The organism is Streptomyces sp. NPDC090445, assembly GCF_044769385.1.
In the GTDB taxonomy this organism is placed as follows: Bacteria; Actinomycetota; Actinomycetes; order Streptomycetales; family Streptomycetaceae; genus Streptomyces.
Map to the genome: position 1 here is coordinate 75,072 of NZ_JBIVXV010000024.1, position 22,285 is coordinate 97,356.

A 22,285-nucleotide genomic window follows, 5' to 3' on the forward strand; every position below is an offset into this window, starting at 1 on the left:
GTCCCGTCGTTGCCGCGTCGTTGCCGTGAATTGGCTCGGGTGGTGCCCCGAATTTCCCGTCGCCCCGGCTCCGGGCGCCGCTCCCTTCACCGGCCCGGGCCGGCAGGCCCCGGAACAGGTGCCCGCGAGGTTCGAGCGCGCGGATCGGCTCCGGCTTCCCCCCGGCAGCCCTAAGGTGGATCAGGATCACGAGGTGGATCACGCCGCCGAGACCACGGGGGAGGGGACGGGATGCAGCCGCTGGAGGCCGGTGAGCCGCGCAGCATCGGTGCGTACCGGCTGCTGGGCCGGCTCGGTGCGGGTGGCATGGGCCGGGTCTACCTGGGCCGCAGCGCGGGCGGCCGGACGGTCGCCGTCAAGATCGTGCACCCGCATTTCGCCGCCGACGCCGAGTTCCGCGCCCGGTTCCGCCGCGAGGTGGAGGCCGCCCGGCGGGTCGGCGGCGAGTGGACCGCGCCCGTCTTGGACGCCGACCCCGAGGCGCCGGTGCCGTGGGTGGCCACCGGGTACGTGGCGGGCCCCTCGCTGGGCGGCGCCGTGGCCGCGCACGGGCCGCTGCCGCCGGCCGCCGTGCGGGCGGTCGGGGAGGGGCTGGCCCGCGCCCTGGCGGCGGTGCACGGCCTGGGCCTCGTCCACCGCGACGTGAAGCCGTCGAACGTGATGCTGACCCTCGACGGGCCCCGCCTGATCGACTTCGGGATCGCCCGCGCCACGGACGGCACCGCCTCCCTCACCTCCACCGGCGTCTCCGTCGGCTCGCCCGGCTACATGTCGCCCGAGCAGATCCTCGGCAAGGGCGTCACCGGCGCCGCCGACGTGTTCTCCCTCGGCGCGGTGCTGGCCTTCGCCGCGACCGGGCGGCCCCCGTTCAGCGGCGACAACTCGGCGACCCTCCTCTACAAGGTGGTCCACGAGCCGCCGGACCTGGACGCCCTCCCGCCCGGCGAGCTGCGCGACGTGGTCGCGGCCTGCCTCGCCAAGGCGCCCGAGGCCCGGCCGGCCCCCCAGGCCGTCGCCGACGCCTTCGACGGAGCCCTGCGCGACCCCGGCCGGCTCCCCGCGCCGCTGATGGAGGAGGCCAGCCGCGCCGCGGTGGCGCTGCTCGACCTGGAGGCCGGGGAGGCGGAGCCGGAGGACGCCTCCGGGCCCGTCCCGTTTGCCACCCCCTCGTACGGGGGCCAGGTGGCGGCCGGCGGCGGCGCGGGCGCCGGCGTCGGCGTCGCCGGTGTCTTCGGTGCGCCGGACCCCTCCTACGGCGGCTCGTACGGCGGCTCCTACGGCGGCTCCTACGGGGGTCCGGCCGGGCCCGGGGCCGCCGCCCCGGCGGGACCGTACGGCGCCCCGACGGAGACCGCCGGCAGCAGTGGCGGCAGCGGCACCGGCAGCGGCACCGGCAGCCCTGGCGGCCCCGGCGGCGTTCCGCAGCCGCGCGCCGCCAGGGGCGGCGAGTCCGCCGCGCCCGGCGAGGCCACCGCCCCCGGCCGCAAGCTCACCGTCACCGCGGCCGGGCGCCGGTTCAGCTGCACGGTGGTGGTCGCGGCCGCCGCGGTGGCGGCCGCGCTGTCCGGCGGGCTGTTCCAGCTGGGCTTGCTGCCGGGGACGGGGGGCGGGCGGGACCACGCCGCCGAACCGCCGTCCGCCGCGTCCAAGCCCTCCGGCCAGGCCGACGCGAGCCCGGCCCCGACGCCCGCGGACGGCACCGCCCCGCCCAAGGGCACCCGGAAAGACGTCCCCCCGGAGCTGGTCGGCACCTGGAAGGGGACCGTGACCACGGCCCGGCTGGGGGTTCCGAGCGAGTTCGAGATCACGATCAAGGCCGGCAGGGTCGGCGAGGTCGTCGGCCGCGACAAGTCGATCCTGCCCCTCCTCGGCACCGACTGCTCCGGTGACTGGAAGCTCGCCTCGGCCACCGACCGGTCCCTGGTCCTGGACACCGCCGGCGGCCCCAACCCGGCCCCCGGAGTCTGCTCCAACGGCTCCTCCGACGAGCGCTTCACCCTCAACGCGAACGGCACGCTCCACTACCGGTCGGGGGACTCCGCGGCCGGAAACCCCGAGGGAGACCTGACGCGCAGCCGGTGAATTCCGGCACGGGGCCCTGGCGTAGGCTGGATCGGTCCGGATCTCTTGACACACCGCCGAAGGGTGACGCACCGGTGACCGACCAGGCCGCTTTCCAGTCTGTCCTCGACCGTGCCGCCGCGGGGGGCCGGATCACCAAGGAGGAGGCGCTCGACCTCTACCGGCACGCCCCGCTGCACGCCCTCGGCCAGGCTGCCGACGCGGTGCGCCGCCGCCGCTACGCCGGCACCGAGCACATCGCGACGTACATCATCGAGCGCAACATCAACTACACCAACGTGTGCGTCACGGCCTGCAAGTTCTGTGCGTTCTACGCGGCGCCGAAGGACACGAAGAAGGGCTGGTCCCGCGACCTCGACGACATCCTGCGCCGCTGCGCGGAGACCGTCGAGCTGGGCGGCACCCAGATCATGTTCCAGGGCGGCCACCACCCGGACTACGGCGTGGAGTACTACGAGGAGCACTTCTCCGCCATCAAGAAGGCGTTCCCGCAGCTGGTCATCCACTCCCTCGGCGCGTCCGAGGTCGAGCACATGGCGCGGATCTCCGGGGTCTCCGCCGAGGAGGCGATCAAGCGGATCCACGCCGCCGGCCTGGACTCCTTCGCGGGCGCCGGCGCCGAACTGCTCCCGGAGCGGCCGCGCAAGGCGATCGCCCCGCTGAAGGAGTCCGGCGAGCGCTGGCTGGAGATCATGGAGATCGCCCACGGGCTGGGCGTGGAGTCCACCTCCACCATGCTCATGGGCACGGGCGAGACCAACGCCGAGCGCATCGAGCACCTCGCGATGATCCGCGACACGCAGGACCGCACGGGCGGCTTCCGCGCGTTCATCCCGTACACGTACCAGCCCGAGAACAACCGCCTCAAGGGCCGCACCCAGGCGACGGTGTTCGAGTACCTGCGGATGATCGCGATCGCGCGCCTCTTCCTCGACAACGTCGCCCACATCCAGGGCTCCTGGCTGACCGTGGGCAAGGAGGCGGGCCAGCTCTCCCTGCACTACGGCGCGGACGACCTCGGCTCGGTCATGCTGGAGGAGAACGTCGTCTCCTCGGCCGGTGCCAGGCACCGCTCCAACCGCCAGGAGATCATCGACCTCATCCGCAAGGCGGGCCGCACCCCGGCGCAGCGCGCGACGACGTACGAGCACCTCGTCGTGCACGACGACCCGGCGAACGACCCGGTCGACGACCGCGTGGTCTCGCACATCTCCTCCACCGCCCTCGACGGCGGCACGGCACACCCCGAGCTGAAGCTCATCCCGGCCGAGTGATCCGGCCTTGCTGACGCTGCACACCGCCGGGCTCCTCGTCGCCGGGCGGGGGACCGAGCCGCTGCGCGGCGGGGCCGTCCTCGTCGAGGGCGACCGGATCGCGGCCACCGGCCCGTACGAGGAGCTCGCCGCGGCCCGGCCGCACGCGCGGGTCCGCCGCTGGCCCGGCGTGCTCACCCCGGGGCTGCTGGTGCACGGGGCGCAGGAGCTGCTGGAGGGTACGTACTACCCGGACGACCCGTACGAGACCGCCGAGCTCGGCACCGAGCCGGTGACCGGGGCGGAGGCGCTCGCCGCGCTGGAGCTGACCGATGCCCGCCGCGGCAACAGCGCCCGGCGGGCGACGCAGCGGCTGCTGGCCCGCGGTGTGGTGGCGGTGGCGGGACGGCTGACGGTCCCGGCGGTGCGCACGGCCGTGGCCCGGTCGGGGCTGGAGCTGCTGCCGCCGGCGGTCTCCGGGGTTTGCGCGGGCTCGCTGGACCCGCTCGCGGGGCGGGAGCGCGTCGAGGAGGCATTCCACGGGGTGCTCCAGGCGGGTGCCCCGGCCCGGTTCGCGGTGTTCGCGGCGGCGGACCTGCCGGAGCTGGCTGCGGTGGGCGCGACGAGCTGCGTGGCCACCGTCATCGGCGGGCGGCTGCTGCACCGCCGGCGCTGAGCCCGCCGGCGCCGAGGCCACCGGTCCTGCGGCCGCCCGCGCTGCGGCCGGCGGTGCCGAGGCGGCCGTCCTCGCGGGCCAGGGCGGCCAGCAGGCAGGCCTGGAGGCGGCTGATGCCGCCCAGCTTGGTCCGTATGTTGTGGACGTGGAACTTGACCGTGCTGACCGACAGTTGGAGCTCGTCGGCGAGTTCCGCGTTGGAGGCCCCGGTGGCCAGGCACAGGAACACGGCGGATTCCTGCTCGGTGAGCTGCGCCGCGCGCCGCAGCCCCTCCTTCCGCTGCGCCGGCTGGTAGGCCGGGAACCAGGCAGGGACGCTGAAGCTGACGACGCGCACGTTTCCACTCCTCGCCCCCGGCCCTCACGGCCCGGACGGTCGACTCACCGGCTCTCCCCGCTCTAAGGGACGGACGGACCGGACAGGTAGGTTCCCTTTCCGTCGTACGGCCAGGCGTTGGCCACGCAGCCGAGCAGCCCCTTGATCTGCTGCATCATCGCGGGGGCGGGCTTGCCGGGGCCGGGGCAGGTCTCGTGGCCGCGGCCTATCTCGTGGCCGACCTCGTGGTTGACGATCAGCGCCCGGTACTCCTCCACGGGGCCCTTGAACTGCGGGGACCCCTCCTGCCAGCGCTTGAGGTTGACGACGACGTCGTGCCCGGCGCGGCAGTTGGTCTCGCCGACGAGCTCGGGGGTCACCACCTCGCACAGCTTGTCGGTGGTGGTGGGGGTGGCGATCTTCACGGTGAAGTCCACGGGGCTGTCGGCGCCGACGAGCCGGAAGCCGTACGCCGGGTCGGCTATCCAGCCGCGCGGGTCGCCGAGGATCGTCTCGACGGCCTGGGCGGCGGTGTTCGGGTCGATGCCGCTGCCCTCCTCCACCTCGACGCGCCAGCGGCGGGCGGTGCCCTTGCCCTGCGGCTGCCCGGAGCGGGTGGAGGCGGCGAACACGCCCGTTCCGGCGGCCGGGACCGGGGACTTGGGGCTCGCGGACGGCTTCGGGGAGGCGGGGGCGGAGGGTGCGGGCGGGGTGGCGGGCGTGCCGGGGACGGGGCCGCCGTGGGCGCCGCCGGCGGAGCGGGAGGCCCGTCCGGAGTCGGCGGAGGGGCGGGGGTCGGCGGTCAGCCGGTCCGCGACGGCGGCCGTCTTCTGTTCGGGCCAGGCCGTCCACAGGGCGGCGACGGCGGCGACGGCGGTGGCCGAGACGAGGAGGGTGCGGCGCAGCCGGCGGCGCCGTTCGGCCCGGCGGCGGGCGCGCGGCCCGAGGGGCGCGCCCGTACCGTCCGCGGTGGTGCGGCTCGCGGACTGGCTCGTGGAGCGACCGGTGGAACGGCCTGCCGGCATGGTGAAGCCCTTTGCTCGGGGCGGCCTCCTCGGGATCCGGCCACCGGGCTGGCCGGAACCGGCGGGTGGTGACCGTGACCGGGCCGCGCCCGCCCAGTTAACCCCTTCTGTCGCTCAAGGCATAACTGTCCTCGGGGCCAGTCCGGTTGGGGTCGCCCGCGCCGGCGAATCGGAATGGATCATTCCGCCCGGTGGGGCCCCGGAGCGGAGGGGCCGGACCCCCGGCCCGGCCGGGCAGAGCCGCCGCCCGGCCGCCGTCCCGGGCCTGAGAGGATGACCCCGTACGCAGACAGACCGGAACCAACGACGCACCTGAGGGGCCCACGCCAGTGACCCGCGCTTCCCTGGACAAGCAGCCGCACGAAGTCGCCTCCATGTTCGACGGTGTGGCGGCGAACTACGACCTCACCAACGACGTGATCTCCCTCGGCCAGGCCCGCCTGTGGCGCAAAGAGGTCGCCAAGGCCGTCGCCGCCCGCCCCGGGCAGAGGGTGCTCGACCTGGCCGCCGGGACCGCGACCTCCTCGCTGCCGTTCGCCGCGACCGGCGCGTACGTGGTGCCCTGCGACTTCTCCCTCGGCATGCTCCGCGAGGGCAAGAAGCGCCACTCCTGGCTGCCGCTGACCGCCGGCGACGCGACGAAGCTGCCGTTCAAGGACGACGTCTTCGACACCGTCACGATCTCCTTCGGGCTGCGCAACGTCCACGACACCGACGCCGCGCTGCGCGAGCTGTACCGGGTGACCAAGCCCGGCGGCCAGGTCGTCATCTGCGAGTTCTCCCAGCCCGTCTGGGGGCCGTTCCGCACGGTCTACATGGAGTACCTGATGCGCGCCCTGCCCCCGGTGGCCCGCGCCGTGTCCTCCAACCCCGACGCCTACGTGTACCTCGCCGAGTCGATCCGCGAGTGGCCGGAGCAGCCGGAGCTGGCCGCGCTGCTGCAGAAGGCCGGCTGGTCCAAGGTCGCCTGGCGCAACCTGAGCGGCGGCATCGTCGCACTGCACCGCGGCTTCAAGGGCTAGCCGGAAGTGGCGGCGGCGGTGGACACCGGAGCCCTGGACTACGCGGAGCTGCTGGAGCGGATCGCGGCCGACGTGGAACACCTGGTCGGCAGCGGCACCCCGGCCGAGTACATCCCCGCCCTGGCGGAGGTGGACCCGGCGCAGTTCGGCATGGCCGTGGCGGACCTCGACGGGAACGTCGTCGGGATCGGGGACTGGCGGACCCCCTTCTCCGCCCAGTCCATCACCAAGGTCTTCGCACTCGCCCTGGCGCTGGCCGAGGGCGGCGACAGCCTGTGGGAGCGGGTGGGCCGGGAGCCCTCCGGCAACCCGTTCAACTCCCTGGTGCAGCTGGAGTACGAGAACGGCATCCCGCGCAACCCGTTCATCAACGCGGGCGCCCTCGTCGTCACCGACCGGCTGCAGACCCTGACCGGCGACGCGAGCAGCGAGCTGCTGGAGTTCCTGCGCCGGGAGAGCGGCAACCCGGACATCGGCTTCGACGCCGAGGTCGCCGCCTCCGAGCACGAACACGGCGACCGCAACGCCGCCCTCGCCCACTTCATGGCCTCGTACGGGAACATCGCCAACCCGGTGCCCGCCCTGCTCGACCACTACTTCTGGCAGTGCTCCATCGAGATGAGCTGCGCCGACCTGGCCCGCGCCGCGCGCTTCCTGGCGCGGCACGGGCTGCGGGCCGACGGCTCCCGGCTGCTGACCCGCAGTGAGGCCAAGCAGATCAACGCGGTGATGATGACCTGCGGGACGTACGACGCGGCGGGCGACTTCGCCTACCGCGTCGGGCTGCCCGGCAAGAGCGGGGTGGGCGGCGGCATCGTCGCCGTCGTCCCCGGCCGCTGCACGCTCGCCGTGTGGAGCCCCGGCCTGGACAGCCGGGGCAACTCGGTGGCGGGCGTGGCCGCACTCGACCGCTTCACGACGCTGACCGGACTGTCCGTCTTCTGACCCCGGCCAGGGGCCCCGGTCGCGGCCCCGGCCAGAGGACCCCGGCCAGAGGACCCCGGCCAGAGGACCCCGGCCGGAGGGCCCCGGCCAGGGGCCCCGGTCAGAGGGCGAGGGCGTACCGGCGGCCGGTGCGGGTGCCGCCGGGCAGGGCGAAGACCTCCTCCAGGGTCATGCCGAGGCGCTCGGCGACCGCCACCGAGCGCCCGTTCGCGTCGTCGATCATCGCCACGACGCGGGGCACCCCGGCGGCGCGGACCCGCTCCAGCGTGGTGAGCGCGGCCGCGTACGCGTACCCCTTGCCCCAGGCGGACCGGGCCAGGCGCCAGCCGATCTCTATCTCCCCGACCGGCCCCCAGGCCTTCTCCGCCGGCCAGGGCTGCGCGCCCGTGAAGCCCAGGACCCGGCCGTCCTCGCCGAGGAGCGTCCACAGGCAGTAGCCGAGCTGTGCGTCGTGCATCCGCTGCCGCGCGGTGAACTCCTCGTACGCGGACAGCTCGGCCGGGCCGCCGAGGAACTCCATCACGTCCGGGTCGGCGAAGACACCGTGCCAGGCGTGCGCGTCCTCGTCGGTGGGCACGCGCAGCCGGACGGCCGGGAGCGGCCGGGAAGGCGAGGTCGGCGGGGTCGGCGAGCTTGTCATCAGGTAACCCTTCGGATTCGCGATCTCTCTCGCTGCATAGACTGCACACGTCCCGTGCCCATGGGCACCCCCTATCGAGCCTTCGGGAGACCCCGCAGTGACCGAGCCCCTCTCCGAACACTCCGCGGATGTGATCGTCGTCGGGGCCGGGCCCGCCGGCTCGACCACCGCCTACTACCTCGCCAAGGCCGGACTGGATGTCCTGCTGCTGGAGAAGACCGGGTTCCCGCGCGAGAAGGTCTGCGGCGACGGCCTGACCCCGCGCGCCACGAAGCAGCTGGTCGCGATGGGCATCGACATCTCCGAAGAGGCCGGCTGGCTGCGCAACAAGGGCCTGCGGATCATCGGCGGCGGCCAGCGGCTCCAGCTGGACTGGCCGGAACTCGCCTCCTTCCCGGACTACGGACTCGTCCGCAAGCGCGACGACTTCGACGAGACCCTGGCCCGGCAGGCCCAGAAGGCCGGCGCCCGCCTCCACGAGCGCTGCAACGTCGGCGAGCCGATCCGCGACCCGCGCACCGGGTACATCACGGGCGTGCACGCCAAGCTGGGCGAGGAGAAGACCCCGGTCACCTTCCACGCGCCGCTCGTGGTCGCCGCCGACGGCAACTCCTCCCGGCTGTCCCTGGCGATGGGCCTGCACCGGCGCGAGGACCGCCCGATGGGCGTCGCCGTCCGCACGTACTTCACCTCGCCCCGGCACGACGACGACTACCTGGAGTCCTGGCTGGAGCTGTGGGACCGGCGCGGCGCGCAGGACCGGCTGCTGCCCGGCTACGGCTGGATCTTCGGCATGGGCGACGGCACGTCCAACGTCGGCCTCGGCATCCTCAACTCCTCCTCCGCCTTCCGGGAGCTGGACTGGCGCGAGGTCCTCAAGGCGTGGTGCGCGTCCATGCCGGAGGACTGGGGCTACACCCCCGAGAACATGACGCAGCCGATCCGCGGCGCGGCCCTGCCGATGGCGTTCAACCGGCAGCCGCACTACACCAAGGGCCTGCTGCTGGTCGGCGACGCGGGCGGGCTCGTCAACCCGTTCAACGGCGAGGGCATCGCGTACGCCATGGAGTCGGGCCGGATCGCGGCCGACGTCATCGTGCAGGCGAACGCGCGGGCCACGCGGGCGCAGCGCGAGCTGGCGCTGCACAACTACCCGAAGGTGCTCAAGGAGACCTACGGCGGCTACTACTCGCTCGGCCGCGCCTTCGTGAAGCTGATCGGCAACCCGAAGGTCATGAAGGTCGCCACGCAGCGCGGCCTGACCCACCCGGTGCTCATGCGGTTCACGCTGAAGATGCTGGCCAACCTCACGGACCCGGCGGGCGGCGACGCGATGGACCGCATCATCAACGGCCTGTCGAAGGTGGCCCCCCGGGCCTGACACGGCGGACGGACGGACACAAAGACGGACACAAACACGAACGCGGACACGGGCACGGACACGGTCGTGCGACGGCGCGGCCGTGCGGGCCGTGTGACGCGGGCCGGGCGGGCCGTGGCGGGATTCCCCCGGCGCGGCCCGTTTCGCCGTCGTACGGGGCTGCGGAGGGCGTCTGAGGGGGAATCGGGGGCTCCGGGTGCGCTGCGCCGGCCCCGTGCACGGCGCGCACGCAGCGGGCCGTCAGCACGCCTCCCCATGCCGGGATCGCCAGGGCCGCGGCCCACACGAGGGCGAGCAGGGCAGGGTGTCCGGGTTTGTCCCAGGGGCGGGCGGTACTTCGGCCCGGGCCGCCGCTGCCGTGCGGGCGAACGGCGAAGGGCCGGCACTCCGCCCGCCCGTGCGGGGGAGTACCGGCCCTTCGGCCGTGCAAGGGGCCCTGAGGGGCTCAGAGGACGCGGACGGCGCCCGTCGGCCGGTCGTAGCTCAGGTTGCGCTCGACGATGCCCGTGCTGGGGTTCTGCGCGCCGACGAACTTGCCGCCGCCGACGTAGATCGCGACGTGGTAGGCGCTGCCCTTGGGGCCCCAGTACAGGATGTCGCCCGCCTGCAGGGCGCTCAGGGAGACCGAGGTGCCGAACGAGGACTGCGGCTGCGAGGTGCGCGGCAGGGTGATGCCGGCCTGGCGGTACGCGGCCTGGACCAGGCCGGAGCAGTCGTACGCGGAGGGGCCGGTCGAGCCCAGGATGTAGGCCTTGCCGACCTGCGCACGGGCGAAGTTGACGATGGAGGCGGCGGAGCCCTTCGGAGCGGTGACCGTCCCGGCCCCCTGCTCCTCGGAAGTGGCGGCGGCGGAGGCCGTCTTCAGAGCGGAGCGCTCGGCGTTGCGGGTGGCGCGCTCGGCCTCGGCCTTGCGGTCCGCCTCCTGCTTCGCCTTCTTCTCCGCGGCTTCCCTGGCCTGCTTCGCCTCGGCGGCGGCGCCGCTGCGGGCGCTCTCCTCCTCGGCCTGCAGTTCGCCGTCGACGGCAGCCGCGCGGCTGTTCTCCGCGGCGGTGGTGACGGCGGAGGAGACCTCGGAGGCCAGGTCCAGGTTGAGGACCGGCATTTCGAGGGTCTCGGTCACAGGTTCGGCGGCGGGGGACGCGCTCGCCGTGCCTGCCATCGCCAGGGTGCCGAGAACGCCACCGGCAACTCCGGCGCGAACCGCGAGCTTCGAGGCGCTGCGACGGGGCTTCCGGTGGCTGGGTATGTGAGCGGTGTGGGACATGAGGACAACCGCTATCAGGGGGTTGCGGCTCGCTTCAAGAAACGTGGTCTGCGCCACAGTTGCGCGGGAAGTGAGGCAACCGGGCGTGGCGCGAATCTTATTGACGCCGTAACGGACTAATCGGACACCCCTTCACAAGGCTGTGATCATGGGGTTTCCGCAATAAGTCCTATTTGGTCCTGCGCCTACCACTCCCGCGGACAGTTGGCCAAGCCCCGCTTCGGAGGGGTTGGTTCGGAGTGGCGCAGGTCACAGAGAAGTCTCGCCGTGAGGCCCTCGTGGCCGGTCCGTGATCCCGCTGTGAGCGAGTTGCGTCCGAAGCGACCCGCTGGGCGGCCGCGGCGGCGGTCGGGCGGGTGGCCGGAAAGCCGTCGGGGGGTGGCCGGAAGATCGTCGGCGGGGGCGGCCGGAAGATCGGCAGCGGGGCGGCCGGAAGATCGGCGGCGGGCCGCCCGGAGTTCCCTTCCGGGGCCGGTGGAGATCGTGAACGGATGCACGTGTCCACTTCCGTCCCCGCAGGCTCCCCCGACCGGGCGACACCGATCCCCTTACCATGGATATCTGGATTAAGCCAAATTTGCTTGCGCTCCTGATCGTTTGATAAGGCGAAACCCCTTCTACCTGCGATAACGGGCGTGGATGTCACGTTTGGTGATCAAGTGGATGCCTTGCGTATGAAGATCACCACTCATCGGACTTCATGATCGTTCGTCGGGTGGTGGAGATCACAAACTCGGTGTTGTCACCCGTGTCGCAGATCACAGATCAGCGGGCATAGGATGCGCAGCAGCCCGGCTTGTGAACTGCCTCACATGCAAGCGCTCGATCAAAAGCGCGATCTTCGCGGGGCAGGGCAGTGGCGCCGGCGCAGCGGTCCAACGGTCAAGGACGACTGGAAGGAGCGAGGAGCGTGAATGCCTACGCGCCCATCCTCGTGCTCGGCGCCCTAGGCGCAGGGTTTGCGATCTTCTCCGTGGTCATGGCCACGCTGATCGGCCCGAAGCGGTACAACCGGGCGAAGCTCGAAGCGTACGAGTGCGGCATCGAGCCGACCCCCACGCCGGCCGGCGGCGGCCGCTTCCCCATCAAGTACTACCTGACGGCGATGCTCTTCATCGTCTTCGACATCGAGGTTGTCTTCCTCTACCCCTGGGCCGTCACCTTCGACGCCCTGGGGATCTTCGGGCTCGTCGAGATGCTGCTCTTCGTGCTCACCGTCTTCGTCGCCTACGCCTACGTCTGGCGCCGCGGCGGCCTGGAATGGGACTGAGGGACTGAATTCCCATGGGACTGGAAGAAAAGCTGCCGAGCGGCTTCCTGCTGACCACCGTCGAACAGGCCGCGGGCTGGGTGCGCAAAGCCTCCGTCTTCCCCGCCACCTTCGGCCTGGCCTGCTGCGCCATCGAGATGATGACCACCGGTGCGGGCCGGTACGACCTGGCCCGCTTCGGGATGGAGGTCTTCCGCGGCTCCCCGCGCCAGGCCGACCTCATGATCGTGGCCGGCCGGGTCAGCCAGAAGATGGCGCCGGTGCTGCGGCAGGTCTACGACCAGATGCCCGCTCCCAAATGGGTCATCTCCATGGGGGTTTGTGCATCTTCGGGCGGAATGTTCAACAACTACGCGATCGTCCAGGGCGTCGACCACATCGTCCCGGTGGACATCTACCTGCCCGGCTGCCCGCCCCGCCCCGAGATGCTGATGGACGCGATCCTCAAGCTCCACCAGAAGATCCAGACCTCCAAGCTCGGGGTGAACCGGGAAGAGGCGGCCCGCGAGGCCGAGGCCGCGGCCCTCAAGGCGCTCCCCACCATCGAGATGAAGGGGCTGCTCCGGTGAGCGAGACCACCCCAGACCACGGGAACGGGAACGGCGAAGGCAACGGCAGCGGGAACGGGAACGGCAACAACGTTCCCGCTCCCCGGGAGTCCGCCGGCGGCCCCGAGGTGATCGGCGTCCGCAAGGGCATGTTCGGCGCCCGGAACGGCGGCGACACCAGCGGCTACGGCGGCCTCGTCCGCACCGTCGCCCTGCCCGGCCCGAGCCACCGCCCGTACGGCTCCTGGTTCGACGAGGTCGCCGACGAGCTCGAAGGCGCTCTGGAGGAGCAGGACCTGCTCCCCGCCAACGCCATCGAGAAGACGGTCGTCGACCGCGGCGAGCTCACCTTCCACATCGCCCGCGAGCACCTCGTCCGGGTGGCCTCCACCCTCCGCGACGACCCCGCCCTGCGCTTCGAACTGTGCACCGGCGTCAGCGGCGTCCACTACCCCGAGGACCGGGGCCGCGAGCTGCACGCCGTCTACCACCTGCGCTCGATCACCCACGGCCGGACGGTGCGCCTTGAGGTGTCCGCCCCGGACGGCGACCCGCACGTCCCCTCGCTCGTCCCCGTCTACCCGACCAACGACTGGCACGAGCGCGAGACGTACGACTTCTTCGGCCTGGTCTTCGACGGGCACCCGGCCCTCACGCGGATCATGATGCCGGACGACTGGCAGGGCTTCCCGCAGCGCAAGGACTACCCGCTCGGCGGCATCGCCGTCGAGTACAAGGGCGCCCAGATCCCGGCTCCCGACCAGCGGAGGTCGTACAGCTGATGTCCAACACCTCGAACCCTGCCCACCCGTCGCCCGGCCACCGCCCCTCAACGAGTCCCTCCGGGACGCCCCTTTCCATCGCTCGCGAAACCACCGAGGGCACCGTCTACACGGTCACCGGCGGCGACTGGGACGAGATCGTCCAGTCGGCGGCCAAGGCGGACGACGAGCGCATCGTCGTCAACATGGGCCCCCAGCACCCGTCGACCCACGGAGTGCTCCGCCTCATCCTGGAGATCGACGGCGAGACGGTCACCGAGGCCCGCTGCGGCATCGGCTACCTCCACACCGGCATCGAGAAGAACCTCGAATTCCGGAACTGGACGCAGGGCACCACCTTCGTCACGCGCATGGACTACCTCACGCCGTTCTTCAACGAGACGGCGTACTGCCTCGGCGTCGAGAAGCTCCTCGGCATCACCGACCAGGTCCCCGACCGCGCCACCGTCATCCGCGTGCTGCTGATGGAGCTCAACCGGCTCTCCTCCCACCTGGTGTGCATCGCCACCGGCGGCATGGAGCTCGGCGCCACCACGATCATGATCTACGGCTTCCGGGACCGCGAGCTGATCCTCGACATCTTCGAGCTGATCACCGGCCTGCGCATGAACCACGCGTTCATCCGCCCCGGCGGCCTCGCCCAGGACCTGCCCCCGGGCGCCGTGGACCAGCTGCGCGACTTCCTCAAGACGATGAAGAGGAACCTGCCGGAGTACGACAAGCTCGCCACCGGCAACCCCATCTTCAAGGCCCGCATGCAGGACGTCGGCTACCTCGACCTCGCCGGCTGCATGGCCCTCGGCGCCACCGGCCCGATCCTGCGCTCCGCCGGCCTGCCGCACGACCTGCGCAAGGCGGACCCGTACTGCGGCTACGAGACCTACGAGTTCGACGTGCCGACCACCGAGACCTGCGACTCCTACGGGCGGTTCCTGATCCGCCTGGAGGAGATGCGCCAGTCCCTGCGGATCGTCGAGCAGTGCCTGGACCGGCTGGAGCCCGGCCCCGTCATGGTCGCCGACAAGAAGATCGCCTGGCCGGCGCAGCTCGCCATGGGCCCCGACGGGCTCGGCAACTCGCTCGACCACATCAAGAACATCATGGGCACCTCCATGGAGGCCCTCATCCACCACTTCAAGCTGGTGACCGAAGGCTTCCGGGTGCCGGCCGGGCAGGCCTACGCGGCCGTCGAATCCCCCAAGGGCGAACTCGGCGTCCACGTCGTCTCCGACGGCGGCACCCGCCCCTACCGGGTCCACTTCCGCGACCCGTCCTTCACCAACCTGCAGGCCATGGCCGCGATGTGCGAGGGCGGCCAGGTCGCCGACGTCATCGTCGCCGTCGCCTCCATCGACCCCGTGATGGGAGGCGTCGACCGATGACAGCCAACCCCGCCCGTCGAGAGGTGAGCCTGGGCATGCCCGGGCTGCCCGCCCCCGACTACCCGGCGGAGGTCCGCGCGCGGCTGGCGGCGGACGCCGCGGACGTCATCGCCCGCTACCCCGACAGCCGCTCCGCCCTCCTGCCGCTGCTGCACCTCACCCAGTCCGAGGAGGGCCACGTCTCGCCCACCGGCATCCGGTTCTGCGCCGAGACGCTGGGCCTGACCACGGCCGAGGTCACCGCCGTCGCCACCTTCTACACGATGTACCGGCGCCGGCCCTCCGGCGACTACCAGGTCGGCGTCTGCACCAACACGCTGTGCGCCGTCATGGGCGGCGACGCCATCTTCGAGGAGCTCAAGGAGCACCTCGAGGTCGGCAACAACGAGACGACCGACGACGGCAAGGTCACCCTCGAACACATCGAGTGCAACGCGGCCTGCGACTACGCCCCCGTCGTGATGGTCAACTGGGAGTTCTTCGACAACCAGACCCCCGAGTCCGCCAAGGCCCTCGTCGACGACCTGCGCGCCGGCCGCCCCGTCGAGCCGACCCGGGGCGCGCCCCTGTGCACGTACAAGGAGACCGCCCGGATCCTGGCCGGCTTCCCCGACGAGCGGCCCGGCGCCGTCGAGGCGAGCGGCGGCGCCGGACCCGCCTCCCTGACCGGGCTGCGCATCGCCCGCGGCGAGACCCCGCACCACGGCAAGGTCGTGCACCCGCGCGGCGAGGCGACCGGCGAGGAGGGGGAGTGATGACGGTGACCACTGCCATGCACGAGAACGGCACCAGCCCGGAGAAGCTGCTGGCCCCCGTGCTGTCGGCGTTCTGGGACGAACCCCGGTCGTGGACGCTGGAGACCTACCGGCGCCACGAGGGCTACGAAGGCCTGCGCAAGGCCCTCGCCATGACCCCGGACGAGGTCATCGCGTACGTGAAGGACTCCGGTCTGCGCGGACGCGGCGGCGCGGGCTTCCCCACCGGGATGAAGTGGCAGTTCATCCCGCAGGGCGACGGGAAGCCGCACTACCTCGTCGTGAACGCGGACGAGTCGGAGCCGGGAACCTGCAAGGACATCCCCCTTCTCTTCGCCAACCCGCACTCCCTCATCGAGGGAATGGTCATTGCCTGCTACGCGATCCGGTCGGAGCACGCCTTCATCTACCTGCGCGGCGAGGTCGTGCCGGTCCTGCGGCGCCTGCACGAGGCGGTGCGCGAGGCGTACGAGGCCGGCTACCTCGGGGAAGACATCCTCGGGAGCGGGATGAAGCTGGACATCACCGTGCACGCGGGAGCGGGCGCGTACATCTGCGGTGAGGAAACGGCCCTCCTCGACTCCCTCGAAGGCCGGCGCGGTCAGCCCCGGCTGCGTCCCCCCTTCCCTGCCGTCGAGGGGCTCTACGCGTGCCCCACTGTCGTCAACAACGTCGAGTCCATCGCGTCGGTTCCCGCGATCCTGAACAAGGGCAAGGACTGGTTCAAGGCGATGGGGACCGAGAAGTCCCCCGGCTTCACCCTGTACTCGCTCTCCGGGCACGTCGCCGCCCCCGGCCAGTACGAGGCCCCGCTCGGCATCACCCTGCGCCAGCTCCTCGACATGAGCGGCGGGATGCGCCCCGGCCACCGGCTGAAGTTCTGGACCCCCGGCGGCTCCTCCACCCCCATGTTCACCGCCGAGCACCTGGACGTGCCGCTCGACTACGAGGGCGTCGGCGCGGCCGGGTCGATGCTCGGCACCAAGGCGCTGCAGTGCTTCGACGAGACGACCTGCGTCGTGCGCGCCGTGACCCGGTGGACCGAGTTCTACGCACACGAGTCCTGCGGCAAGTGCACCCCCTGCCGCGAGGGCACGTACTGGCTGGTCCAGCTGCTGCGCGACATCGAGGCGGGGAAGGGCGTCCTGTCCGACCTCGACAAGCTGAACGACATCGCCGACAACATCAACGGCAAGTCGTTCTGCGCGCTCGGTGACGGCGCCGCCAGCCCGATCTTCTCCTCGCTGAAGTACTTCCGCGAGGAGTACGAGCAGCACATCACGGGCAAGGGCTGCCCCTTCGACCCCAGGAAGTCGACCCTCTGGGCCGACAGGGAGGTGAACGCATGACCGTCGCCACGAACGCCCCCGCCGGTGGCGGGGCGGCCGCGGTGCCGCCGGAGGACACGGTCTCCCTCACCATCGACGGCATCGAACTGTCGGTGCCCAAGGGAACCCTGGTCATCCGGGCCGCCGAGCAGATCGGCATCGAGATCCCCCGGTTCTGCGACCACCCCCTCCTCGACCCGGTCGGCGCCTGCCGGCAGTGCATCGTCGAGGTCGAGGGCCAGCGCAAGCCGATGGCCTCCTGCACCATCACCTGCACCGACGGCATGGTCGTCCGGACGCAGCTGACCTCGCCGGTCGCCGAGAAGGCCCAGCACGGGGTGATGGAGCTGCTGCTCATCAACCACCCGCTGGACTGCCCGGTCTGCGACAAGGGCGGCGAGTGCCCGCTGCAGAACCAGGCGATGTCGCACGGCAACGCCGACTCCCGGTTCGAGGGGAAGAAGCGCACCTACGAGAAGCCGGTGCCGATCTCCACGCAGGTGCTGCTGGACCGCGAGCGGTGCGTGCTGTGCGCCCGCTGCACCCGCTTCTCCCAGCAGGTCGCCGGCGACCCGATGATCGAACTGCTGGAACGCGGCGCGCTGCAGCAGGTCGGCACCGGCGAGGGCGACCCCTTCGAGTCGTACTTCTCCGGCAACACCATCCAGATCTGCCCGGTCGGCGCCCTCACCTCGGCCGCGTACCGGTTCCGCTCCCGCCCCTTCGACCTCGTCTCCTCCCCGGGCGTGTGCGAGCACTGCGCGGGCGGCTGCGCGACCCGGACCGACCACCGGCGCGGCAAGGTACTGCGCCGGATGGCCGCCGAGGACCCCGAGGTCAACGAGGAGTGGATCTGCGACAAGGGCCGGTTCGCGTTCCGGTACGCGCAGCGCCCGGACCGGCTGACCACCCCGCTGGTCCGCAACGCCGCGGGCGTCCTGGAGCCGGCGAGCTGGCCCGAGGCGCTCGAAGCCGCGGCCGCAGGGCTCGCCGCCGCGCGCGGCCGGGCCGGCGTGCTGACCGGCGGGCGGCTCACCGTCGAGGACGCCTACGCGTACGCCAAGTTCGCGCGGGTGGTCCTGGACACCAACGACATCGACTTCCGGGCCCGCGTGCACAGCGCGGAGGAGGCCGAGTTCCTGGCCTCCGAGGTCGCCGGGTACGGGGTCGACCTGCGCGGGCCGTGGCTGTCGTACCAGGAGCTGGAGGCCGCGCCGGCCGTGCTCCTCGCCGGCATCGAGGCCGAGGAGGAGGCCCCGGGCGTCTTCCTGCGGCTGCGCAAGGCGTTCCGCAAGCGCAAGCAGCGGACCTTCGCCCTGGCCCCGTTCGCCACCCGCGGCCTGGTCAAGGCGGGCGGCACGCTGCTGGCCGCGGCCCCCGGGACCGAGCCCGAATGGCTCGACGCGCTGGCCTCCCGCACCGGCCTGGAGACGGGCGGCGCCGAGGCCGCCGAGGCGCTGCGCCGCCCTGGCGCCGTCATCGTCGTCGGCGAGCGGCTCGCCGCGGTGCCGGGCGCGCTGACCGCGGCCGTACGGGCGGCGGCCGCGACCGGGGCCACCCTGGTGTGGATCCCGCGCCGGGCCGGCGAGCGGGCCGCCATCGAGGCCGGCGCGCTGCCGTCGCTGCTGCCCGGCGGCCGCCCGGCCACCGACCCGCGGGCCCGCGACGAGGTCGCCGCCGCCTGGGGGCTGGACGAGATCCCGCACCGGTACGGCCGCGACACCGGGCAGATCGTCGAGGCCGCCGCCACCGGTGAACTGTCCGCCCTGCTGGTGGCGGGCGTCGAGGTCACCGACCTGCCGGACCCGCAGCGGGCCCGGACCGCCCTGAAGGAGGCCTTCACGGTCTCGCTGGAGCTGCGGCCCGGCGAGGTCACCGACCTCGCCGACGTGGTGTTCCCGGTGGCGGCCGTCGCCGAGAAGGCCGGTGCGTTCATCAACTGGGAGGGCCGGGTCCGGCCGTTCGAGGCCGCGCTCAAGCCCGACCAGATGACCCGCCCGCTCGCCCCCGCCGACGCCCGCGTGCTGCACATGCTGGCCGACGCCGCCGACCGGCCGCTCGCCCTGCCCGACGTGCACGCCGTACGCCGCGAACTGGACCGGCTCGGCCCGTGGGAGGGCGCGCTCGCCGCCGACGTCTCCGCCGGCACCGAGCCGCTGCCCCGCCCCGGCGCCGGCGAGGCCGTCCTCGCCGGGCACCGGCTGCTCCTCGACCGGGGCCTGCTCCAGGAGGGCGACGAGGCCCTGGCCGGCACCCGGCACGAGGCCGCGGCCCGGCTGTCGGCCGCCACGGCCGCCGAGACCGGCGTCAAGGACGGCGACGCCCTCGCGGTGACCGGCCCCTCCGGCACCGTCGAACTCCCGCTGCGGATCACCGAGATGCCCGACCGGGTGGTCTGGCTCCCGCTGAACTCCACCGGCTCCGGCGTGCGCGCCGACACCGGCGCCCTGCCGGGCACCCTCGTACGGATCGGCCCGGCGACCCCGGCCGGAGCAGGCGGCACCACTGCGGAGGTGGACGCGTGAACGCGGTACAGCTCGCTGCCGAGGACCTGTCCCTGTTCGGCCGGGACCCCTGGTGGCTCGTCGTCGTCAAGGCGGTGTTCTGCTTCGCCTTCCTGATGGTGACCGTGCTCTTCTCCATCGTGTGGGAGCGCAAGGTCGTCGCCTGGATGCAGCTGCGCATCGGCCCCAACCGGCACGGCCCCTGGGGCATGCTCCAGTCGCTCGCCGACGGCGTGAAGCTGATGCTCAAGGAAGACATCATCGTCAAGCGCGCCGACAAGGTCGTCTACGTCCTGGCGCCGATCGTCGCGGCCGTCCCGGCGTTCATGGCGATCGCGGTGATCCCCTTCGGGCCCCCCGGCGACGAGGTCTCGATCTTCGGCGTGCGCACCACGATGCAGCTCACCGACCTGCCCATCGCCATGCTGTACGTCCTCGCGGTGGCCTCGGTCGGCATCTACGGCATCGTGCTCGCCGGCTGGTCCTCGGGCTCCACGTACCCGCTGCTCGGGGGCTTGCGCTCCTGCGCCCAGATGATCAGCTACGAGATCGCGATGGGTGCGGCCTTCGCCTCCGTCTTCCTCTACTCCGGGTCGATGTCGACGTCGGCGATCGTGGAGGCGCAGGCGGACCGCTGGTTCATCGTGCTGCTGCCGGTGTCGTTCATCATCTACGTCGTCACGATGGTCGGCGAGACGAACCGCGCCCCGTTCGACATGCCGGAGTCCGAGGGCGACCTCGTCGGCGGCTTCAACACCGAGTACTCGTCGATCAAGTTCGCGATGTTCATGCTGGCCGAGTACGTCAACATGGTCACCGTCTCGGCGGTCTCGGTCACCCTGTTCCTCGGCGGCTGGCGGGCCCCGTACCCGATCAGCAGCTTCTGGGAGGGCGCCAACCACGGCTGGTGGCCGCTGCTCTGGTTCGTCATCAAGGTGCAGCTGCTGCTGTTCTTCTTCATCTGGCTGCGCGGCACCCTGCCCCGCGTCCGCTACGACCAGCTGATGAAGCTCGGCTGGAAGGTCCTGATCCCGGTCTCCGTCCTGTGGCTGATGCTGGTGGCCACCGTCCGGGCGCTGCGCAACGAGGCCTACGACTTCGCGCAGATCGTCCTGTACGTCGGCGGCGCGGTCGTCGCGATCCTGCTGCTGTCCTTCGTCGCCGACGTGCTGCGCGACCGCAAGGAGAAGGCCGAGGACCGGCGGGCCGGCGCGGCCGCCGCGGCGACGCCCTTCGACCCGCTCGCGGGCGGCTTCCCCGTACCCCCCAAGCCCGGCCAGCACCTGGCACCCGTACCGCGCAGGCGGCCCCGCGGGGAGCGGGAGCTGATGGTCAGTGGCGGGGCGAATACCGACAGTGACCGAGAGGAGGGTGCTGAGAATGTCTGACGAGAAGTGGCAGAACCCGGTGGCCGGCTTCGGCGTGACCTTCAAGGCCATGTTCAAGAAGCGCCTCACCGAGCAGTACCCGGAGCAGCAGAAGACCACCGCCCCGCGCTTCCACGGACGGCACCAGCTGAACCGGCACCCGGACGGTCTGGAGAAGTGCATCGGGTGCGAGCTGTGCGCCTGGGCCTGCCCCGCGGACGCCATCTACGTGGAGGGCGCGGACAACACCGAGGAGGAGCGCTACTCCCCGGGCGAGCGGTACGGCCGCGTCTACCAGATCAACTACGCCCGCTGCATCCTGTGCGGCCTGTGCATCGAGGCCTGCCCGACGCGGGCGCTGACGATGACGAACGAGTTCGAACTGGCCGACGCCAGCCGCGAGTCGCTCATCTACACCAAGGAGCAGCTGCTGGCGGGGCTGACCGAGGGCATGGTCGAGGCGCCGCACGCGATGTACCCGGGGACGGACGAGCAGGACTACTACCGCGGCCTGGTGACGGGGGCGGCGCCCGGTACGGAGCGGCAGGCGGCCGTGTCCGAGGGCGAGGCCCCGAAGGAGCAGTCCGCGCACGCCGGCGGCGGGCCGGCCGAGGGGGTGGGGGAGTGAGCGCGCTCGCCGCGGGCGCGGCCTCGGTCACCTCCACCGGCGAGGCCGTGCAGTTCTGGATCCTCGGCACGGTCGCCGTGATCGGCGCGCTGGCGACGATCCTGATGAAGAAGGCCGTGCACAGTGCCCTGAGCCTCGCCGGGACGATGATCGTCCTGGCGGTGTTCTACCTCGCCAACGGGGCGTACTTCCTGGGCGTGGTCCAGGTCATCGTCTACACCGGCGCGATCATGATGCTGTTCCTGTTCGTGGTCATGCTGGTCGGCGTCACCGCCGCCGACTCGCTGAAGGAGACCATCAAGGGGCAGCGCTGGCTGGCCGTGCTGTGCGGGCTCGGCTTCGGCATCCTGCTGATCGCCGGCATCGCCAACGCCTCCCTGAACCACTGGAACGGGCTCGGCCGGATCAACTCCGCCGGGCACGTCGAGGGCCTGGCCACGCTGATCTTCACCCGGTACGTGTTCGCCTTCGAGGTCACCGGCGCGCTGCTGATCACCGCCGCCGTCGGCGCGATGGTGCTCACCCACCGCGAGCGCACCGAGCGGGCCGCCACCCAGCGCGAGCTGTCCGAGCGGCGCGTCCGCGAGGGCGTCCAGCTCCCGCCGCTGCCCGCGCCCGGCGTCTACGCCCGGCACAACGCGGTGGACGTCGCGGGCCTGCTGCCGGACGGCACCCCGTCCGAGCTGACGGTCAGCAAGACGCTGCGGGCCCGCGGCCAGGTCCGGGACGTCTCCGGCGAGGCCCTGTCGGACCTCAAGGAGCTGGAGCAGCGCGCGGCGGAGCGCCTCGGCCGTGAGGAGGCCTCGAAGTGAACCCGGTCAACTACCTCTACCTCGCGGCCCTGCTGTTCACCATCGGCGCCGCGGGAGTGCTGATCCGCAAGAACGCGGTCGTGCTGTTCATGTGCGTCGAGCTGATGCTCAACGCCTGCAACCTCGCCTTCGTCGCCTTCTCGCGGATGCACGGCAACCTCGACGGCCAGATCATCGCGTTCTTCACGATGGTCGTCGCCGCCGCGGAGGTCGTGGTGGGCCTCGCGATCATCGTGTCGCTCTTCCGCACCCGCCACTCGGCCTCGGTCGACGACGCCAGCCTGATGAAGCTGTAAGGGGCGTAC

General features: G+C 72.2%; 21 protein-coding genes. 17 read left to right on the forward strand and 4 right to left on the reverse strand.

Translation table 11 applies throughout. The features are described from left to right. Positions 1–231 precede the first annotated feature (231 nt). The 3 genes from ACIQUT_RS31530 to ACIQUT_RS31540 all read left to right on the forward strand — a co-directional run bounded on the left by ACIQUT_RS31530 (position 232) and on the right by ACIQUT_RS31540 (position 4,011). On the forward strand, positions 232–2,082 hold the full coding sequence (locus ACIQUT_RS31530; RefSeq protein ID WP_403567910.1) for a serine/threonine-protein kinase: 1,851 nt from the start codon (positions 232–234) through the stop codon (positions 2,080–2,082). A 74-nt stretch (positions 2,083–2,156) separates the two neighbouring features. Beyond that, positions 2,157–3,356 (forward strand): cyclic dehypoxanthinyl futalosine synthase, encoded by a 1,200-nt coding sequence (gene mqnC / locus ACIQUT_RS31535; protein ID WP_403567912.1) that lies wholly within the window; start codon positions 2,157–2,159, stop codon positions 3,354–3,356. A 7-nt stretch (positions 3,357–3,363) separates the two neighbouring features. Beyond that, entirely contained in the window at positions 3,364–4,011 is a 648-nt protein-coding gene (locus ACIQUT_RS31540) for an imidazolonepropionase-like domain-containing protein (protein ID WP_403567914.1), read from the forward strand. Here ACIQUT_RS31540 and ACIQUT_RS31545 read toward each other — a convergent pair. Next, positions 3,977–4,348 (reverse strand): response regulator transcription factor, encoded by a 372-nt coding sequence (locus ACIQUT_RS31545; RefSeq protein WP_403567916.1) that lies wholly within the window; start codon positions 4,346–4,348, stop codon positions 3,977–3,979. The two genes, ACIQUT_RS31540 and ACIQUT_RS31545, sit on opposite strands and share 35 nt — an antisense overlap. 62 nt (positions 4,349–4,410) lie before the next feature. Then, positions 4,411–5,352, reverse strand: coding sequence for a DUF3152 domain-containing protein (locus tag ACIQUT_RS31550; RefSeq protein ID WP_403567918.1), 942 nt, complete (start codon positions 5,350–5,352; stop codon positions 4,411–4,413). A 329-nt stretch (positions 5,353–5,681) separates the two neighbouring features. Here ACIQUT_RS31550 and ACIQUT_RS31555 point away from each other — a divergent pair, with 329 nt between their 5' ends. Beyond that, positions 5,682–6,374, forward strand: a complete 693-nt coding sequence (locus ACIQUT_RS31555) for a demethylmenaquinone methyltransferase (protein ID WP_403567920.1) — start codon at positions 5,682–5,684, stop codon at positions 6,372–6,374. A gap of 33 nt (positions 6,375–6,407) precedes the next feature. After that, on the forward strand, positions 6,408–7,319 hold the full coding sequence (locus ACIQUT_RS31560; RefSeq protein WP_403567965.1) for a glutaminase: 912 nt from the start codon (positions 6,408–6,410) through the stop codon (positions 7,317–7,319). A gap of 100 nt (positions 7,320–7,419) precedes the next feature. Here ACIQUT_RS31560 and ACIQUT_RS31565 read toward each other — a convergent pair whose 3' ends face one another. Continuing rightward, the gene (locus ACIQUT_RS31565) at positions 7,420–7,959 is read right to left on the reverse strand and encodes a GNAT family N-acetyltransferase (RefSeq protein WP_403567922.1); all 540 of its coding nucleotides are present in this window, start codon (positions 7,957–7,959) and stop codon (positions 7,420–7,422) included. A gap of 97 nt (positions 7,960–8,056) precedes the next feature. On the opposite strand from ACIQUT_RS31565, the gene ACIQUT_RS31570 reads away from it, so the two are divergent. After that, positions 8,057–9,340: a geranylgeranyl reductase family protein gene (locus tag ACIQUT_RS31570; protein WP_403567924.1), complete on the forward strand. Its 1,284-nt coding sequence runs from the start codon at positions 8,057–8,059 to the stop codon at positions 9,338–9,340. A 445-nt stretch (positions 9,341–9,785) separates the two neighbouring features. Here ACIQUT_RS31570 and ACIQUT_RS31575 read toward each other — a convergent pair whose 3' ends face one another. After that, positions 9,786–10,604: a C40 family peptidase gene (locus ACIQUT_RS31575; RefSeq protein WP_403567926.1), complete on the reverse strand. Its 819-nt coding sequence runs from the start codon at positions 10,602–10,604 to the stop codon at positions 9,786–9,788. A 910-nt stretch (positions 10,605–11,514) separates the two neighbouring features. Between ACIQUT_RS31575 and ACIQUT_RS31580 the strand changes: the two genes are divergently transcribed. From ACIQUT_RS31580 to nuoK, 11 genes are read left to right on the forward strand one after another with little or no spacing between them, the layout of a single operon-like run. Next, on the forward strand, positions 11,515–11,874 hold the full coding sequence (locus tag ACIQUT_RS31580; RefSeq protein WP_114053663.1) for an NADH-quinone oxidoreductase subunit A: 360 nt from the start codon (positions 11,515–11,517) through the stop codon (positions 11,872–11,874). Positions 11,875–11,888: 14 nt separating this feature from the next. Next, complete coding sequence (locus tag ACIQUT_RS31585) at positions 11,889–12,443, forward strand: NADH-quinone oxidoreductase subunit B family protein (protein ID WP_360624040.1); 555 nt, start codon at positions 11,889–11,891, stop codon at positions 12,441–12,443. Further along, a complete protein-coding gene (locus tag ACIQUT_RS31590) occupies positions 12,440–13,204 on the forward strand; it encodes an NADH-quinone oxidoreductase subunit C (RefSeq protein ID WP_403567929.1) in 765 nt (254 codons plus the stop codon). Before ACIQUT_RS31585 ends, ACIQUT_RS31590 begins: the two co-directional genes overlap by 4 nt. Further along, entirely contained in the window at positions 13,204–14,586 is a 1,383-nt protein-coding gene (locus tag ACIQUT_RS31595) for an NADH-quinone oxidoreductase subunit D (protein WP_403567931.1), read from the forward strand. Before ACIQUT_RS31590 ends, ACIQUT_RS31595 begins: the two co-directional genes overlap by 1 nt. Then, complete coding sequence (nuoE, locus tag ACIQUT_RS31600; RefSeq protein ID WP_403567933.1) at positions 14,583–15,341, forward strand: NADH-quinone oxidoreductase subunit NuoE; 759 nt, start codon at positions 14,583–14,585, stop codon at positions 15,339–15,341. The genes ACIQUT_RS31595 and nuoE overlap by 4 nt, the downstream gene beginning before the upstream one ends. Continuing rightward, positions 15,341–16,690 carry an NADH-quinone oxidoreductase subunit NuoF gene (nuoF, locus tag ACIQUT_RS31605; protein WP_403567935.1) on the forward strand — a complete coding sequence of 450 codons (1,350 nt, stop codon included), beginning with the start codon at positions 15,341–15,343 and terminating at the stop codon, positions 16,688–16,690. The genes nuoE and nuoF overlap by 1 nt, the downstream gene beginning before the upstream one ends. Then, positions 16,687–19,194, forward strand: coding sequence for an NADH-quinone oxidoreductase subunit G (locus ACIQUT_RS31610; protein WP_403567937.1), 2,508 nt, complete (start codon positions 16,687–16,689; stop codon positions 19,192–19,194). The genes nuoF and ACIQUT_RS31610 overlap by 4 nt, the downstream gene beginning before the upstream one ends. Beyond that, positions 19,191–20,561 (forward strand): NADH-quinone oxidoreductase subunit NuoH, encoded by a 1,371-nt coding sequence (gene nuoH / locus ACIQUT_RS31615; RefSeq protein WP_403567939.1) that lies wholly within the window; start codon positions 19,191–19,193, stop codon positions 20,559–20,561. Before ACIQUT_RS31610 ends, nuoH begins: the two co-directional genes overlap by 4 nt. Next, positions 20,554–21,168 carry an NADH-quinone oxidoreductase subunit NuoI gene (gene nuoI, locus ACIQUT_RS31620; RefSeq protein WP_403567941.1) on the forward strand — a complete coding sequence of 205 codons (615 nt, stop codon included), beginning with the start codon at positions 20,554–20,556 and terminating at the stop codon, positions 21,166–21,168. Before nuoH ends, nuoI begins: the two co-directional genes overlap by 8 nt. Continuing rightward, on the forward strand, positions 21,165–21,980 hold the full coding sequence (locus tag ACIQUT_RS31625) for an NADH-quinone oxidoreductase subunit J (RefSeq protein WP_403567943.1): 816 nt from the start codon (positions 21,165–21,167) through the stop codon (positions 21,978–21,980). The genes nuoI and ACIQUT_RS31625 overlap by 4 nt, the downstream gene beginning before the upstream one ends. Continuing rightward, on the forward strand, positions 21,977–22,276 hold the full coding sequence (nuoK, locus tag ACIQUT_RS31630; RefSeq protein WP_179174150.1) for an NADH-quinone oxidoreductase subunit NuoK: 300 nt from the start codon (positions 21,977–21,979) through the stop codon (positions 22,274–22,276). The genes ACIQUT_RS31625 and nuoK overlap by 4 nt, the downstream gene beginning before the upstream one ends. Positions 22,277–22,285 lie beyond the last annotated feature (9 nt).

Bases quoted from the DNA above. Each gene is read 5' to 3' on its own strand.
- ACIQUT_RS31530 (WP_403567910.1), top strand. From the start codon at position 232: ATGCAGCCGCTGGAGGCCGGTGAGCCGCGCAGCATCGGTGCGTACCGG.
- ACIQUT_RS31550 (WP_403567918.1), bottom strand. From the start codon at position 5,352: ATGCCGGCAGGCCGTTCCACCGGTCGCTCCACGAGCCAGTCCGCGAGC.
- ACIQUT_RS31565 (WP_403567922.1), bottom strand. From the start codon at position 7,959: ATGACAAGCTCGCCGACCCCGCCGACCTCGCCTTCCCGGCCGCTCCCG.
- ACIQUT_RS31575 (WP_403567926.1), bottom strand. From the start codon at position 10,604: ATGTCCCACACCGCTCACATACCCAGCCACCGGAAGCCCCGTCGCAGC.
- ACIQUT_RS31585 (WP_360624040.1), top strand. From the start codon at position 11,889: ATGGGACTGGAAGAAAAGCTGCCGAGCGGCTTCCTGCTGACCACCGTC.
- ACIQUT_RS31595 (WP_403567931.1), top strand. From the start codon at position 13,204: ATGTCCAACACCTCGAACCCTGCCCACCCGTCGCCCGGCCACCGCCCC.
- nuoE (WP_403567933.1), top strand. From the start codon at position 14,583: ATGACAGCCAACCCCGCCCGTCGAGAGGTGAGCCTGGGCATGCCCGGG.
- nuoF (WP_403567935.1), top strand. From the start codon at position 15,341: ATGACGGTGACCACTGCCATGCACGAGAACGGCACCAGCCCGGAGAAG.
- ACIQUT_RS31610 (WP_403567937.1), top strand. From the start codon at position 16,687: ATGACCGTCGCCACGAACGCCCCCGCCGGTGGCGGGGCGGCCGCGGTG.
- nuoI (WP_403567941.1), top strand. From the start codon at position 20,554: ATGTCTGACGAGAAGTGGCAGAACCCGGTGGCCGGCTTCGGCGTGACC.